Source organism: Thermostichus sp. MS-CIW-36 (genome assembly GCF_054059035.1).
Genome location: NZ_JBSSBR010000008.1, coordinates 17603 through 31949 on the forward strand (window position 1 = coordinate 17603; position 14347 = coordinate 31949).

Here is a 14347-nt window from a genome sequence, read left to right on the forward strand (position 1 = left end):
AAGACGGCGGCCTGGCAAGAGCCTACAGGGATCCCCCAGGGGTTGGGGTGACAGGCCCAGAGGCAACGCGGCTTATGCGACGCAAGCCCGGCAAGCCGGCATCCACCACCACCACACTGCCATCCGCTAAGACTGCCAAGCCGGCAGGCTGCTCAAACCGGGCTGCCGAGGTGGGGCCATCCTGCCAACCGCGCTGATTCTGTCCGGCCAAGGTGGAAACTTGTCCCCCAGGCTGAAGACGACGAATGCGATGGTTATCTCGGTCGGCCACCCAGAGGTTGCCTGCCGCATCGAAGGCCAGCCCCCCCAGGGTTTGAAAACGGGCCTCTGCCAGGGGGCCATCCCGATAGCCTGGCTCTGCCCCGGAGAGGGTGGTCACTCGTCCGCCAGCAGAGAGCCGGCGCAGGCGATGTCCATCGGCAATCCAGAGGTTCCCCTCCTTATCCACCGCCAGAGCCGTGGGCTGCAGGAGCTGGGCCTGTTCTGCTGGGCCATCGACGGATCCCGGCTGGCCGGTGCCGGCAACCGTGGTCACTTCACCTGCAGGGGTGATGCGGCGGATGCGGCGATTGGCGCGGTCGGCAACGTAGAGGCTGCCATCTGAACCCAAAGCCAGCCCAGATGGCTCCCGGAACTGAGCTCGGTCAAGCCCCCCATCTCGGTATCCGGCTATACAAGTGCCGGCAAAGGTGCTCACCTGTCGTTGCAGGTTGATATAGCGCAGGCAATGGTTGCCGCTGTCGGCCACCCACAATCCCCCCTTGGGATCCCAGAGCAGCCCCTGTGGGGAGTCAAACTGAGCTTGATTGGCTGCTCCGTCGCGGCGGCCTGCTTGGCCTGTGCCGGCCCAAACTTCCAATTCCCCCTCTGGAGACAGCCGGAAGATGCGGTGCTGGGCTCTATCGGCTAAATAGAAGGCTCCTTCAGGATCCACAGCAATGCCGCTGATTTGCTGCAGGTAGATCCTGGACTCGGTGCCGGTGTTATCAGGGGCGTTGCCGACAGGATCTGCCGCGGGCGAGGTGCGGCCATCCAGCAAAGTTTCCACCACCCAGGCCGATGCTGCCGGAGCAGTGGGGGTGGGAGAGGGGCTGGGGGAAGGAGTAGCGGCAGGCCAATCGTAGACCAGAGTGCCCAACCCTTGCCCGGAAGCATCCGCAACAGCAACCCAAACTGAGCCGGAAAGAGAAGAAGGCGGCATCACCACCAAACGGTCACCGCTGCGGGAGCGAATTTCCCCCCTCAGGATGCGCTCGGGATTGGCTGCTGCAGCAAAGAGAACCGTTTCCACCCGCTCCAAATTTTCCCCTGAGAGCAGCAACGGCTGGCCAAGGGTGGGCGCTGCCGAGCTACTGTGCAGCAGCGGCACCCCCACCTCAGAGAGCACCAACATCGAAAGGCGGCGCTGGCGCTCTGTGTCTTGGGGAGGACGGTTAGCACCGCCAGAACCCCCAGAGCGGACAGAAAGGGTCAGGGATCCCTTCCCTTGCGCCAGAGTGGTGGATCCCCGATAGGCAATGGCGCTGAGCTCCGCTTCTCCGGCGGGGGGGTTGGTAAAGGTGAAGGTGGCCGGTTGCCCCGGGCGCAGAGGGGCAGTGGCGGTTTGGCGATAAGTGCCCAGGGTAATGCTCAGGTCGATCCCTTCCACCCCCGGCCAGGTGGGAGTGCGAGCCAGCCAGCGATCCACCTCTGAGGCCGGTAGCTGGGCCACCAGATCGGATCCCTGTTCCTGGAGCAGCAGAACGATGCGGTTGCTGGGCACCGACAAGCCGGACTGGCGGGCTTGCTCGAAAGTCAGAGAAAGCGGGGAGGGAGGGAGAGGAGTTGGAGTTAAAACCGGCTGTAGGGCCGCAGGGGGAACAACGCTGGGAGACAGACTAGAAGAAGAAAGCTCGCCACAGCCCGAGAGAGCCAGCACCAAGGCACTCAGCGCAGGCCAAGATAGCGGTCTCAGGGAAGCCCGTCGTGGCATGATGCAGCTCATCCCCTCCCACAAACTGGGAAATGGCGGAAACCCAAACCCCCACGCTTACCTTCATCAGCGTACAAACCGGCGAGAATTGCCCAGCACCCTCTCTGCCGCAGGAGCCACCTCGACCAATGCCTTGGCCCCTGAACCGCATTCCTATTCATGACCAACCATCCTCACCCGCAGGTGAGTCGCACTCCTCACTCCATCTATCCTTACTCAAATCCCCACCGAAAGACCAGATAGCAGTTTCAGCGGCCAGGAAATCATCCAGGCCATAGCGGTAGCGCTGTAAGTCGATGCTGCCCGCGTTCGCCCGGTTCGGCTATAGAGTGGGGACAGGCCACTCTCGCGGATGAATCAAGTAGACGGTACCCCCGGAGTGCTCCAGCCACAACGACTCTAGCTGTTCGCGGCGGTAGGTACGGCGAACCTCTTCGTTGGTTTTGGCCGCCGGATCGTGGAGGATGGGATCCCCATGGCTAAACTGCTCCGCACCGCTGCCGCGAGCAAACCCCACCAGCACCGCCAGATGGCCGTTGCTTCTGGGAATTGGCGCCCCTTCCAGTTCTCCCTCACCCCAAGCATAGCTGAGGATCACCGGAACCCCTGCCGCGATCCAGGCTTCTGCTTGAGCCAAGCTCTCCAGCCGCGCCACCACGCCGGACAAACCTTGCTCGGCAGCATGGGCGACGTTGAAAGCCCAGTTGCCATGGCCCTGGTAAACCCGGTCATACACACCGGCCACTGCTGCGCGCACCAACACCTCACAGGGGCGGGGATCCCGCTTCCAGTAGGCCATCACCATCGCCAAAGAGGTGGGGCTACACCAGACCTCTCCCCCATCGGGGTACACCATCTGGGAGCACCAAGGCAGATCCAAGATTTTGCCCCAGCGGCTGGGATCCCCAGGGGATAGGCGGCTGGGCCTGACCGGCTCGTTGGAAATGGCAACTGCCACCTGATCCACAACGGCAGAACGGCCTGGCTCTTGCGTGAACAGGCGCACCCTGACCTGGAAGGCTTCTGCTCCGTTGAGGGTATCCTTGAGCACCAGCAAGTCCGTGTACAGGTTGCCATCCTCATCCCCTTGTCCTTGCACTGAGTGGCTGGCCAGAGTCAAGGGATCCGCAGCCCATACCCCGCCGTGATACCACTTTGTCCAGCGGTCTGAAAGCTTGGCCCGAATCCACAGTTCCAACCAGGTGCCGGGGGGCGTGGTGGCATTCCAGGAAGCGATTGCCCCGACCATAGGGAAGCTGGTGGGGACTGCTGGGCTGGTGGCTTCTCCCACCCAGTAGGGGCCAAGGGGATAGAAAGGGCGCCCCCGTTCGCGTAAGCGGTGCGGAGCATTATCGCGTAAGCGGGACGGAGTCCTTAGCGCCACCTCAGGCTCTTCAAGGCTGACTTCTTGCCGCCAGCCCTCTGGATCCAAGACCAATTGCCCTTGGGCGTTCAGGCGGATCCCTTGGGTTGACCAGTGCTGAAACCCCTGAGCTTCTCCCGCCCGCCAGCGCTGAAACCCGGTGCGATAGGTGGAGTGGGTCTGGGCTTGCATCGTCAAGAGTCCTGGAGAAGTTGGGACAGGCTGGGCCAACGTGGGCAACCCCAGCAAGAGCAGCACAACCCCGCTGACCAGCCCAGGCAGCCCCTGCCGTTCGCGTAAGCGGGACGGAGTCCTTTAGCCACTGCCTTCTGCGAGCATTGTCCGCCTGCCCCCACTAATAGCGCGACACCGCCGGATGTCCACCAATGTACCAGCGCCAGGGGATCTCGGCTCCTTGGGTGATGCCGATGCGGGTGGTTTGGACGATGGACAACTGCGTTTGCCAAGAGGGGGATCCCTCCAGCCAAATGCCTTCCTGGCCGGCTTCCGCCCGCTCTAGCCGCCAGCCGTTGTGGGATCCGTCGATGCGCAGTGCTTGACAGAGCAGGCCCGGCCCCGCCGCCGCCCGTGCTGGCTGATTCTGTTTGTTGGCCGGGATCCAGTCTGGCAGGCGATCCAACTGAGCTGCCCGGATCAGAACCGCCGCCGGGATCCCTTCTGGCTCGGTAACGATATTTAGACAGTGGTAGAGGCCGTAGATGCGATAGATGTAGAGATGCCCTGGCGGGCCAAACATGACCTGGTTGCGTTGGGTCTTGCGGCGGTAGGCATGGCAGGCCGGATCCCCAGCCGTGTAGGCCTCCGTCTCTACGATCTGGGCCCGCACCTGCAGCCCATCGGCAAATTGCCGCACCAGAACCATGCCCAGCAAGGCAGGTGCCACCAGCGGGGCCGGCTGGCTCAACCACTCCACAGCGTCCACGGCAGGCTTGGCAGCCCTCAGCCCCCAGCAACGGCAGGGACGATGCTCACCTCATCCCCATCTTGCAGAGGGGTGTCACATCCCTTGAGGAAGCGAATGTCTTCGCTGTTCACATAAAAGTTGACGAAGCGGCGCAATTCCCCCTTCTCATCGCACAGCCGCGCCTTAATCCCCGGACAGCGTTGTTCCAAAGCATCCAACAATTCGCGGATGGTGGATCCCTCGCAATTCACCACCCCCTGATCCTGGGTGAGCGCCCGCAGCGTGTTGGGAATCAGCACCTTGACTGCCATAGCCCAATGCCTCGTCCATTAACCAACATCAAAAAACTAGGGTAGCAGCACCCCATCGATGCCGTGAATCACGCCGTTGGAAACTGGAATATCCGCCAGGTTCACGTTAGCCCCGTTGACCCGGATGCTGCCATCGGATCCCACCTGCACCTGCAGCGGCAGCCCTGCCAAGGTGGTCAGAGTGGTCGATTGGCCGGGCCGCAGGTCAAACGAGGTAATCCGCCCCGGCACCACATGATACGTGAGAATGCGGGTGAGCTGAGCCCGGCTGGCCGGCTGCAACAGCGTCTCCACCGTACCCGGCGGCAGTTGCCCAAAGGCCACATCGGAAGGGGCAAAGACCGTGAACGGCCCCGGCCCTGCCAACGCCGTATTCAGGCCCGTCGCCCGCAAAGCTGCCGCCAGCGTCGAGTAGCTGCTGGGCAAAGTTTCCAGCTCAACGGCAATGGTGTTTAGCCCTTGAGGCTGGGCCGCAGGAGCAAAGACAAGCGGGGCCACTACAGCCGCCAACGGGATCCAACGGCGAACAAGGCGTTGAACAGAAGGAAAGATAGGCATTGTGCAAAGCTCCTGAGCCAATAGGTCTACGCCAGGGATCTTAACAGTTCTTCATTAAGATTCTGTTAAGAGGCAATGGAGAGGGTCTTCCCTGCAAACCGAGTTCATACTGATGCCTCCTGCCAGTCCAGCCGCTCCAGGGTGCGGGCCCGCTCCAAAGCCTGTTCAAAGCTCTCCAGCCTGGGCGAGATCACCAGCGGATGGCCTACGTGGGCTTGAACCGCCTCCTGGGTCTTCAGACCGTTGCCGGTAATGTAGGCTACTGTAACCGCCTCCGGATCGATTTGACCGGATTCTGCCAGGTGTTTGAGCACGGCAATGGTGGTGCCGCCGGCAGTCTCGGTGAAGATGCCTTCGGTCTCGGCCAGGAGCTTAATGCCGGCGATGATCTCGGGATCCGTGGCCGTTGCGATCTGCCCACCGGTTCTGCGGGCAATGTCCAGGGCGTAGATCCCGTCGGCAGGGTTGCCGATGGCGATGGACTTGGCGATGGTATTGGGCTTAACCGGAGTGACAAAATCCCGTCCCTCGCGGAAGGCTTGGGCAATGGGCGAACATCCCTGCGCCTGTGCGCCGTGGAAGGCGACCGGCTTATCCGCCACCAGCCCCACCTTCACAAACTCCTGGAAGCCTTTATAAACCTTGGTGTACAGGGATCCCGAGGCCAGCGGGATCACCACCTGATCCGGCAGTTGCCAACCCAATTGCTCCGCCACCTCGTAGGCCAGGGTTTTGGAGCCTTCCGAGTAGTAGGGGCGCAGGTTGATATTGACGAAGCCCCAGCCGTAGCGATCCGCCACCTCGGCGCAGAGGCGGTTCACCTGGTCGTAGTTGCCCTCCACCGCCATGACGGTGGGGTTGTAAATCAGGGATCCCAGCACTTTGCCCGCTTCTAAGTCCGCCGGGATGAAGATGGTGCAGTCCAGGCCGGCATGGGCGGCAATGGCAGCGGTGGAGTTGGCCAGATTGCCAGTGCTGGCGCAAGAGACGGTGGTAAAGCCCAGCTCCTTGGCACGGGTCAGCGCCACCGACACCACCCGATCCTTGAAGCTAAGGGTGGGCATGTTGACGGCATCGTTCTTGATGTAAAGATTTTTCAATCCCAGCCGCCGACCCAGCCGCTCCGCTTTGATCAGAGGGGTCAGGCCCGTGCCCACATCAATGGGCTTCTCAGAAGTCACCGGCAGAAAAGGCCGATAGCGCCAGATGGAATGCGGCCCGGCCTGGATGCTCTGACGGCTAACCGTGCGCTTCAGCCAGTCGTAGTCATAAGCCACTTCGAGGGGGCCGAAACACAGCTCACAAACATGCTTGGCGACCGGCTCATACTCGGCGCCACACTCCCGACAGCGCAAACGGCTGAAGCCCACCTTGGAGCTGTGCAAGGCAGAGGCCAACGGGGAATCGGCAGGGCTGAGCGGGCGTTCGGAAAGAGTTTGGGACATGGGCAGCCTCAAGGTGAAGGAAAGGGTGGGCGCTGGATTGAACTTACCTATCGTTGGGGGGAATCTTATCACCCGCAATCTGCCGCGTCAACTAAACCCGACTAAAATAGTCTGGATTAGATCCGGTTGAGGATAATGGAATCGGTGCTTGGCTCTCTCAGGCGGGCTGTCTGGTGTTTGTATGAGCCGCAACATCCCTTGGGCGACTCTGCCCTTTCCTCTGGGATCCCCTGCTATCGGCAGCCTTGGGGGAGCTGATCCCAGCGCCCTGAGGTCTCTTCAACTCTTCAATCAGGTGACTTAGGCTGGGAACTGAGCCTCTACCCAACTTTATTTCCCAGGGCAACAGAAAACTTTCCCTACTGCTCTGCCTGCCTCAGGCCGGTCGCAAATAACCCTATCCGTTGCCGCCATCGCTAAGCTGGATAAGCGAGCTGAAATAACCTGAAAATTAAAAGACCGGGGATCCCGGCTATTCATTTTGGAATTGCCACCCTATGCTCAGAGTTGGACGGGACAGCATTGATTTTCTCGATCACTACGATGTGGTGGTGGTCGGCGGGGGGCACTCCGGCTGTGAGGCAGCGTTGGCGGCAGCGCGGCTGGGCTGTAACACCCTCATGCTGACATTGAATCTGGACAAGATCGCCTGGCAACCCTGTAACCCCGCCGTCGGCGGCCCGGCCAAATCGCAACTGGTACACGAAATCGATGCCCTCGGCGGCGAGATGGGCAAAGTTACCGACCGCACCTATTTGCAAAAGCGGGTGCTCAACCGTTCGCGGGGGCCGGCGGTGTGGGCGCTGCGGGCGCAAACCGACAAAAGGGAATATGCGCGGGTGATGCGCTCGGTGGTGGAAAACCAGCCTAACCTGACGATTCGCGAGGGCACTGTCACCGATTTGGTGTTGGGGCGCAACGACGAGGTGGTGGGCGTGGTCACCCATTTCGGCACCATCTTCGGCTGTCGGGCGGTGATCCTGACCACCGGTACGTTTTTGGGGGGGCGCATCTGGATTGGTCGCCACTGGCAAGCTGCCGGACGGGCAGGGGAATTTGCCGTGGAAGGGCTGACCGACACCCTGCGCCAACTGGGCTTTGAAACGGGCCGGCTGAAAACCGGCACCCCTGCCCGCGTGGATCGGCGCAGCGTGGATTTTTCGGTCATGGAGCGGCAACCGGGGGATCCCGATGTGCGCTGGTTTAGCTTCGACCCCGAGGTGTGGGTGCCAAGGGAGCAGATGGATTGCTACTTGACCCGCACCACCCCAGAGACCCACCGCATCATCCGGGAAAATCTCCACGAAACCCCTGTCTATGGCGGCTGGGTGGAGGCCAAAGGGCCCCGCTACTGCCCCAGCATCGAAGACAAGATTGTCCGCTTTGCCGACAAGGAAAGCCATCAGATTTTTATTGAGCCGGAAGGGCGGGATCTGCCGGAGCTCTACATCCAGGGGTTCTCCACGGGGATGCCTGAGAAAATCCAGATCCAGATGTTGCGCTCCTTGCCTGGCCTGGAGCGGTGCGTCATGCTGCGGCCTGCCTATGCGGTGGAATACGACTATCTGCCGGCCACCCAGCTCTACCCCACTCTGATGACCAAAAAGGTGCAGGGGTTGTTTTGCGCCGGCCAGATCAACGGCACCACCGGCTACGAAGAGGCGGCAGCTCAGGGGCTCATAGCCGGGATCAACGCCGCCCGCCTGGTTCAAGGCAAGCCCCTGGTCACCCTGCCGCGGGAGTCCAGCTACATCGGCACCCTCATCGACGATCTCTGCACCAAAGAACTGCGGGAGCCCTACCGCATGCTCACCAGCCGCTCCGAATACCGCCTCATCCTGCGCTCCGACAATGCCGACCAACGGCTCACCCCCCTGGGGCGAGAATGGGGCTTGATCGATGACCGGCGCTGGGCCCTGTTCCAAGCCAAGCAAGCGCGCATTGCCGCAGAAATCGAGCGCCTGGAAACGCAGCGGGTGAAGGCCCACGACCTGGCCGGCATCCAACTAAGCCAACTGACGGGGCAGGGGATCAAGGGATCCGCCACCCTGGCCGAGATCTTGCGCCGCAACCAGATTCACTACTCCGATCTCCTGGAACTGGGGCTGGGGGATGCGGAGCTGGATCCCTTTGAGCAGGAAGCAGCGGAAATTGCCGTCAAATACAGCGGCTACATCCAGCGGCAGCAAAGCCAAATTGAGCAGGTGAGCAAGCAGTACCACCGCCCTCTGCCCCCCGATCTGGACTACCACTCCATCCCCACCCTCTCCAAAGAGTCGCGGGATAAGCTCTCGGCGGTGCGCCCGCTAACCGTGGGCCAGGCGGCCCGCATCGGCGGTGTCAACCCCGCCGACATCAACGCGCTGCTCATCTACCTTGAGGTGAGGCAACGTCAGAGGGCGGCGGATCCCGTCTGTTCTTCTCTGTGAGCTCCGCCCCCATCCATGTAGAGGGAAGGGATCCCTTCTAGGGGCATGCGCGAGGCTACCCCCAGCTCCAGCGGCGAGACCTCCCCCCGCAGCCAGTGGCAGAGCCCAGCTGCCCCAATCATGGCCGCATTGTCGGTACAAAGGGCAATCGGCGGGATCACCACCCGCAACCCCTTTTGCCGGGCTGCTTCCCTGAGGCGGGCCCTCAGCTCTCGATTGGCAGCCACCCCTCCGGTCAGCAGCAGTGTCGAGAGGCCCAGCGCTTCGGCACAGGCCACCGCTTTTTGGGCAAGTGCACCGGTCAGGCGGGCCTGGAAGCTGGCGGCAATGTCGGCAATGGGCAACTCCTGGCCTTGCTGCTGCAACTGCTGGACTAGGCGCAACACCGCCGTTTTCAGGCCGCTGAAGCTTGTGTCGTAGGGATGCTCCACTTTGCCCTCGGGCAGGGGAAAGCGCTGCGGATCCCCCTGCTGAGCCCAGCGGTCAATCTGCGGTCCCCCCGGATAGCCCAGCCCCAGCAGCCGCGCCACCTTATCAAATGCCTCGCCGGCAGCATCGTCGCGGGTGCGGCCCACCGTCTGGTAGTCCCCGTAGTCCTTCATCCAAATCAGGCTGGTATGGCCTCCCGATACCAAAAGGCATAGGCAGGGGGGGCGCAAATCGGGCTCTGCCAAGAAGCCGCTAAAGAGATGGCCCTCCAGATGGTGCACCCCGATCAGGGGCTTGTCGTAAAGCAAAGCCAGGGTCTTGGCCCCCATCAGCCCCACCAGCAGGGATCCCACCAGGCCCGGCGCACAGGTTACGGCAATGGCATCTACCTCGGCCACCTCCAATCCTGCCTGTTGCAGAGCCCTCTCCAGCACAAAGGGCAAGGTTTCCACATGCTGCCGTGAGGCCACCTCCGGCACCACGCCCCCGTAGGCCGCATGGAGGTCGATTTGGCTGGCCACCACCGAGCTGAGCTGCCGCGGGGCAAACCCCGGCCAGGCCACATCCGCCGCCACCACAGCCACAGCCGTTTCGTCACAACTGGTTTCGATGGCAAGGACGCAGGGCATGGGAGAGCAGGCTGGGCAAAAGGGATAGGAGAGCTTTGGGATACTTGAATTAAGAATTGTGTGAGCTAAAACCCGGGATCCGTCGGGGCGAGGCGCTCAGGAGTATGATACTAACCGTTTGGTGCCTGTTGCTGCACTTAGCATCCCTTAGCATTTGGACAGATCTTAGACCCCTACCTCAAGGACACATCCTGCTATGCGAACCTTTTTAAGCCTTCTTTTGGCCCTTTGCATTGCGCTTGGCCTCGCCCAATCTGTGCAGGCAGAGCCCTTGATTGGTCTGAAACCTTGCAGCGAAGTTCCCGCCTTTCAGGCCCTGATGAACGAACGCCTGAGCAGCCTAGAGGAGAAGATCCTCAACGCCAGCCCTGCTATGGCCCCTGTTTACCAGCAAAAGCTGGCCCAAACCAGCAAGCGCTTTGAGCGCTACAGCAAGCTGCTCTGCGGCGAAGAGGGCCTGCCCCACCTGGTTACGGATGGTCGGTTGAACCATGCGGGCGAGTTTCTCATCCCCGGTCTGCTTTTCCTCTATATCGCCGGTTGGCTGGGCTGGGCGGGGCGTTCTTACCTGATCGCGGTTCGGGATGAGGATAGCCCCGAAATGAAAGAAAGCCTGATCGATGTACCGCTGGCGCTGCGGTGCTTCCTCACGGCTTTGGCTTGGCCCGCTGCTGCTTTTAAGGAGATTGCCAGTGGCGAAATTCGAGAGCCGGAAGCGGCTGTGCCCATCTCCCCCCGCTGAGGAGCTGAGCCCGGCTTTCTAACTCGATCTGTTCAATCTTTGAGAGGCATCTATGGCTGACTTCACCAAGTTTCTCACCACTGCTCCGGTGGCGTTTATCCTGTTTTCCAGCTTCGTTTTTGCCCTGTTCATCGAGATCAATCGCTTCTTCCCCGACATTTTGACGTTCTGAGTGTAGGCCAGGGATCCCCAGTGCAACCATGCCCGACGGGATCCCTGCTTTTTTGAGCTTTTTTCCATCCTCTCTTGAACCAGACACAGAGTTGCTGAAATGGTCGAACCCAATGCCGAGCCTGCTCCGTTGAATAGGTTGAATATGGATGAGGGATGTGTCACCGTCCCTGAGGGAGATCCGCAAATTGGCGATCTCTGGACACCGATCAACCACACACCTGTTGTCCGGCTGTTGATCGACTGGCTGCCCATCAACCGACCGGGATTGAGTTCCATTTGGCGGGGCTTGGAAATCGGTATGGCCCACGGCTATTGGCTGGTCGGCCCCTTTGCCAAGCTGGGGCCGCTGCGCAACGAGCCCATCGGTCTGCTGAGCGGCTTTTTGGGAGCCTGTGGCCTGATCCTGATCCTGACGGCGGCCCTTTCTCTCTACGGCTCTGTCACCTCGCAGCGCAACACAGGGCCGGTAAAGGGATCCCAATCTTGGAGCGAATTGGCTGCCGGCTTCTTGGTAGGGGGCATGGGGGGGGCGATCGTCGCCTACCTGCTTTTGCTGAATGCAGATCTCCTTGTCCCCGCATCTTAACTGGAGCTATTGGCCATCCGTTGGATCATCCACAACGTCTTTAATCGCTTCTCGAGCATCCTCGACTCCAGGGTGGGTGGCTGCCTTTGTTTGCTCGGCCTTACCTTCCAGCCTTTCACGCTGATCGCTGGCCAGCTCACCCACAATTTCCTGGATTTTGCTCTCCAGATTCTTGGCAGTGGCTCCAACTTGCTTTTCAAGGCTCATAACATCGGCCCCTTCACCGGCTTTGCCCTGTCTACTCGATAGCACCTTTTCTCTTTGGGCCTCGTGATCCAAATCACCTGCAAGGCAGCAAAGAGGGTGGGTCGGGCTGGCAGACCAGAGGAAGCTTGTCTTAGCATGGACTGAATTCTGCAATGAGCCGATAACAGCGGTTCTAGAGATTTTTCTGCCTATCTTTCGTGAGCTGCTGTGAACGATCTGCTGTCCGAACCCACTTCTGAAAGGCTCTCCTTGGCCGAGATTCGCCGCCTATCGCCCGCAGCCTTGGCCTACCTGGGAGACGCCATTTACGAACTGCACGTGCGGCGGCAACGGCTATTTCCTCCGGATCGACTGGAGCGCTATCATCAGCAGGTGGTGAGGCGGGTACGCGGCTCGGCTCAGGCCAAGTTGCTGTTGGCCCTGTTGCCCCATCTCAGCCCCGAGGAGCAGGAAATTGTCCGCTGGGGTCGCAATGGCTGCGGTCGCCCACCCCGACATCTGCCTCTGGCCGACTACCAAAACGCCAGCGGCCTGGAAACGGTTCTGGGCTATCTCTACCTGGCCAATCCCGAACGGCTGCGCCATATCCTCGCCCTCACTGATGTTTTGGCTGAGACCCTGGGCGAGTGGGAAGGTTAGGATAGTCTTTCCGTCTTTCCATCTTCCACGCCCATGCCCAAGACTTCTCAGCGCAAACCTGCTTCACGGCTGTCTCGCTCGGGCAAACTGCAGCCGCGAAGGGCAGGGCAATCCGTTAGCAAGCGGGTACAGCGGCCCAAACGCCGAGACGGGGATCCCAAGCTTGCCCTCCGAGAGGCTCCAGTGAAGCCCATCCGTCGCGACGCGCAACGGCAGTGGCCCCAAGGCAAGATGGCTCCTCAACCAGTAGGCGAGCTGGATCCCGGCCTCTCCACTGGCGAGACAGGGATCTTGCCAGGGGAAGTTCAGCCTCAGGCCGACGGGAATCCGGAGACCGAGCTGGAGCAAGAGATCATCTACGGTCGCCAGACGGTACTGGCCGCCCTGAGAAGTCAAGCCACCCTCAACCGGGTTTGGATCCTGCCGAGGTTGCGCTACAGCCCCCAATTTTTGTCTCTGTTGGAAGAAGCCAAAGCGCGGGGCACTGTTATCGACGAAGTCTCTCCAAAGCGGCTGAACGCCCTCACGGCTGGCGCCAACCACCAGGGTATCGCTGCCCAAGCCACGCCTTATCAGTACATGGATCTGGAGGATTTGGTGGAAAGAAGCCGGCAGGCCAGCCCCAATCCGGTGCTGGTAGTCCTAGACGGGATCCAGGATCCCCATAACTTGGGAGCCATTGCCCGTAGTGTGGAGGCTTTTGGCATGCAGGGGATGGTGATCCCCCAGCGGCGGGCAGCAGGGGTAACCTCGACGGTGATGAAGGTAGCGGCGGGAGCCCTCTCCACCTTGCCGGTGGCGCGGGTGGTGAATTTGAATCGGGCTTTGGAATACCTCAAAGAGCAGGGGTTTTGGGTTTATGGCACCACCAGCCGAGGGGCTGACCCCATCTATAGCGCCGATTTTCAGCGGCCCATTGCTTTGGTAGTGGGATCCGAGGGGGAAGGGATTAGCCTGCTCACACAACGCCATTGTGACCAACTGCTGTCCATTCCCTTGGCAGGCCGCACTGAAAGCTTGAATGCTTCTGTGGCCACTGGCATTGCCCTCTACGAAATCCACCGGCAGCGCTCTCCCCACCACCTCAAACGTGCCGAGATTGATACATTCCTCAACAAATCGTCAATAAAAGCAGTAGAATCTAGGGGATTGCAGAAAATATCCAATGATCGTTAGCACTTGTTAATGGGGGATGGATCCCGTGAGCAACCCTTTGGTCAGTCTGTTGGATAAGCTGCGCGGCCTGTCGGTCTGGATCGAGATCACCACCGAGGACTGCACCTACTACTACGGCCCCTTCTCCGATGAAGCTGAGGCGGAGCGGCTCAAAGGCCACTACATCGCCGACCTGCAAAAGGAAGGAGCCAAAAAGATCCAGGCTCTGGTGAAGAAAATGCGCCAGCCACAGTCTCTGACGGTGACCCGTACTCCGTCGGGAGCCCGTTCCTGATGTCTGCTACGGCTTATCAAGTAACCCTTCATCACCGCGGCCAAACCTACCGCTTCCCTGCCTCTGCGGATCAGACGGTTTTACAAGCTGCTCTTGAACACGGGATAGAGCTACCTTCCTCTTGTCAGGCGGGGGTTTGCACCACCTGTGCGGGGCGGCTGAAGTCGGGATCTGTGACTCAGACAGAGGCAATGGGGATTGGGCCAGAACTGCAGGCCCAAGGGTTTGTGCTGCTGTGTGTAGCCTATGCTACCTCCGATTTGGAGGTGGAGACCGATCAAGAGGAAGAGGTTTACCGTTTGCAGTTTGGCTCCTAACCGTGCCGGATTTCTGTTCAGGTCTACTTGTTAGCTTATGGGGGTGTGGGGGTAGCTAAGCCCCGCACTGTACCCGTAGGGTCATTGCCGGGATACAGATACCCCCACATGGTGTATGATAGGAGTAGTTGCACAAAATGGCTTTTGCCGGAATCTGGTGCAACTACGCGG

At 60.6% G+C, this 14347-nt stretch carries 16 protein-coding genes; 8 read left to right on the forward strand and 8 right to left on the reverse strand.

Features of this window, described 5'->3' with window-relative positions; all coding sequences use genetic code 11:
- Positions 1-22: 22 nt before the first annotated feature.
- From ACVWVQ_RS05330 to thrC, 6 genes are all read right to left on the reverse strand, one after another.
- Positions 23-1972 (reverse strand): NHL repeat-containing protein, encoded by a 1950-nt coding sequence (locus ACVWVQ_RS05330; RefSeq protein ID WP_457507295.1) that lies wholly within the window; start codon positions 1970-1972, stop codon positions 23-25.
- Positions 1973-2294: 322 nt separating this feature from the next.
- A complete protein-coding gene (locus tag ACVWVQ_RS05335) occupies positions 2295-3527 on the reverse strand; it encodes a peptidase C39 family protein (RefSeq protein ID WP_457507297.1) in 1233 nt (410 codons plus the stop codon).
- A gap of 163 nt (positions 3528-3690) precedes the next feature.
- Positions 3691-4269, reverse strand: coding sequence for a DNA-3-methyladenine glycosylase (locus ACVWVQ_RS05340; protein WP_011434357.1), 579 nt, complete (start codon positions 4267-4269; stop codon positions 3691-3693).
- A 26-nt stretch (positions 4270-4295) separates the two neighbouring features.
- Entirely contained in the window at positions 4296-4571 is a 276-nt protein-coding gene (locus ACVWVQ_RS05345) for a ubiquitin-like small modifier protein 1 (protein WP_011434358.1), read from the reverse strand.
- A gap of 36 nt (positions 4572-4607) precedes the next feature.
- Positions 4608-5129 (reverse strand): fasciclin domain-containing protein, encoded by a 522-nt coding sequence (locus tag ACVWVQ_RS05350; protein WP_011434359.1) that lies wholly within the window; start codon positions 5127-5129, stop codon positions 4608-4610.
- 104 nt (positions 5130-5233) lie between these two features.
- On the reverse strand, positions 5234-6574 hold the full coding sequence (gene thrC, locus ACVWVQ_RS05355; RefSeq protein ID WP_457507299.1) for a threonine synthase: 1341 nt from the start codon (positions 6572-6574) through the stop codon (positions 5234-5236).
- 497 nt (positions 6575-7071) lie between these two features.
- Here thrC and mnmG point away from each other — a divergent pair, with 497 nt between their 5' ends.
- On the forward strand, positions 7072-9003 hold the full coding sequence (gene mnmG / locus ACVWVQ_RS05360) for a tRNA uridine-5-carboxymethylaminomethyl(34) synthesis enzyme MnmG (RefSeq protein WP_011434362.1): 1932 nt from the start codon (positions 7072-7074) through the stop codon (positions 9001-9003).
- Here the strand turns inward: mnmG and tsaD are convergent.
- A complete protein-coding gene (tsaD, locus tag ACVWVQ_RS05365) occupies positions 8967-10061 on the reverse strand; it encodes a tRNA (adenosine(37)-N6)-threonylcarbamoyltransferase complex transferase subunit TsaD (protein ID WP_457507301.1) in 1095 nt (364 codons plus the stop codon). The genes mnmG and tsaD overlap by 37 nt on opposite strands.
- A gap of 196 nt (positions 10062-10257) precedes the next feature.
- Here tsaD and ACVWVQ_RS05370 point away from each other — a divergent pair, with 196 nt between their 5' ends.
- The 3 genes from ACVWVQ_RS05370 to ACVWVQ_RS05380 all read left to right on the forward strand — a co-directional run bounded on the left by ACVWVQ_RS05370 (position 10258) and on the right by ACVWVQ_RS05380 (position 11563).
- On the forward strand, positions 10258-10803 hold the full coding sequence (locus ACVWVQ_RS05370) for a Photosystem I reaction center subunit III (protein ID WP_414342216.1): 546 nt from the start codon (positions 10258-10260) through the stop codon (positions 10801-10803).
- Between the two features lie 52 nt (positions 10804-10855).
- The gene (locus tag ACVWVQ_RS05375; RefSeq protein WP_011434365.1) at positions 10856-10975 is read left to right on the forward strand and encodes a photosystem I reaction center subunit IX; all 120 of its coding nucleotides are present in this window, start codon (positions 10856-10858) and stop codon (positions 10973-10975) included.
- A 99-nt stretch (positions 10976-11074) separates the two neighbouring features.
- Positions 11075-11563, forward strand: coding sequence for a photosystem I reaction center protein subunit XI (locus ACVWVQ_RS05380; RefSeq protein ID WP_457466516.1), 489 nt, complete (start codon positions 11075-11077; stop codon positions 11561-11563).
- A gap of 6 nt (positions 11564-11569) precedes the next feature.
- Here the strand turns inward: ACVWVQ_RS05380 and ACVWVQ_RS05385 are convergent, their stop codons facing one another.
- On the reverse strand, positions 11570-11770 hold the full coding sequence (locus ACVWVQ_RS05385; RefSeq protein WP_457502999.1) for a CsbD family protein: 201 nt from the start codon (positions 11768-11770) through the stop codon (positions 11570-11572).
- Between the two features lie 207 nt (positions 11771-11977).
- Here ACVWVQ_RS05385 and ACVWVQ_RS05390 point away from each other — a divergent pair, with 207 nt between their 5' ends.
- Genes ACVWVQ_RS05390 through ACVWVQ_RS05405 form a run of 4 tightly spaced genes read left to right on the forward strand, consistent with a single transcriptional unit; the run spans position 11978 to position 14176 of the window.
- Positions 11978-12409: a ribonuclease III domain-containing protein gene (locus tag ACVWVQ_RS05390; protein ID WP_414427940.1), complete on the forward strand. Its 432-nt coding sequence runs from the start codon at positions 11978-11980 to the stop codon at positions 12407-12409.
- Positions 12410-12442: 33 nt separating this feature from the next.
- Positions 12443-13585, forward strand: coding sequence for a 23S rRNA (guanosine(2251)-2'-O)-methyltransferase RlmB (gene rlmB, locus ACVWVQ_RS05395; protein WP_457466515.1), 1143 nt, complete (start codon positions 12443-12445; stop codon positions 13583-13585).
- A 16-nt stretch (positions 13586-13601) separates the two neighbouring features.
- Positions 13602-13859, forward strand: a complete 258-nt coding sequence (locus tag ACVWVQ_RS05400) for a DUF1816 domain-containing protein (protein ID WP_011434370.1) — start codon at positions 13602-13604, stop codon at positions 13857-13859.
- Positions 13859-14176 (forward strand): 2Fe-2S iron-sulfur cluster-binding protein, encoded by a 318-nt coding sequence (locus tag ACVWVQ_RS05405; protein WP_011434371.1) that lies wholly within the window; start codon positions 13859-13861, stop codon positions 14174-14176. Before ACVWVQ_RS05400 ends, ACVWVQ_RS05405 begins: the two co-directional genes overlap by 1 nt.
- The last annotated feature ends 171 nt before the right edge of the window (positions 14177-14347 follow it).

What these genes read in the sequence shown, in the direction of transcription:
- ACVWVQ_RS05330 (WP_457507295.1), bottom strand. Translation starts at nt 1,972, where the DNA reads ATGCCACGACGGGCTTCCCTGAGACCGCTATCTTGGCCTGCGCTGAGT.
- ACVWVQ_RS05335 (WP_457507297.1), bottom strand. Translation starts at nt 3,527, where the DNA reads ATGCAAGCCCAGACCCACTCCACCTATCGCACCGGGTTTCAGCGCTGG.
- ACVWVQ_RS05345 (WP_011434358.1), bottom strand. Translation starts at nt 4,571, where the DNA reads ATGGCAGTCAAGGTGCTGATTCCCAACACGCTGCGGGCGCTCACCCAG.
- ACVWVQ_RS05350 (WP_011434359.1), bottom strand. Translation starts at nt 5,129, where the DNA reads ATGCCTATCTTTCCTTCTGTTCAACGCCTTGTTCGCCGTTGGATCCCG.
- thrC (WP_457507299.1), bottom strand. Translation starts at nt 6,574, where the DNA reads ATGTCCCAAACTCTTTCCGAACGCCCGCTCAGCCCTGCCGATTCCCCG.
- mnmG (WP_011434362.1), top strand. Translation starts at nt 7,072, where the DNA reads ATGCTCAGAGTTGGACGGGACAGCATTGATTTTCTCGATCACTACGAT.
- tsaD (WP_457507301.1), bottom strand. Translation starts at nt 10,061, where the DNA reads ATGCCCTGCGTCCTTGCCATCGAAACCAGTTGTGACGAAACGGCTGTG.
- ACVWVQ_RS05370 (WP_414342216.1), top strand. Translation starts at nt 10,258, where the DNA reads ATGCGAACCTTTTTAAGCCTTCTTTTGGCCCTTTGCATTGCGCTTGGC.
- ACVWVQ_RS05375 (WP_011434365.1), top strand. Translation starts at nt 10,856, where the DNA reads ATGGCTGACTTCACCAAGTTTCTCACCACTGCTCCGGTGGCGTTTATC.
- ACVWVQ_RS05380 (WP_457466516.1), top strand. Translation starts at nt 11,075, where the DNA reads ATGGTCGAACCCAATGCCGAGCCTGCTCCGTTGAATAGGTTGAATATG.
- ACVWVQ_RS05385 (WP_457502999.1), bottom strand. Translation starts at nt 11,770, where the DNA reads ATGAGCCTTGAAAAGCAAGTTGGAGCCACTGCCAAGAATCTGGAGAGC.
- rlmB (WP_457466515.1), top strand. Translation starts at nt 12,443, where the DNA reads ATGCCCAAGACTTCTCAGCGCAAACCTGCTTCACGGCTGTCTCGCTCG.
- ACVWVQ_RS05400 (WP_011434370.1), top strand. Translation starts at nt 13,602, where the DNA reads ATGGATCCCGTGAGCAACCCTTTGGTCAGTCTGTTGGATAAGCTGCGC.
- ACVWVQ_RS05405 (WP_011434371.1), top strand. Translation starts at nt 13,859, where the DNA reads ATGTCTGCTACGGCTTATCAAGTAACCCTTCATCACCGCGGCCAAACC.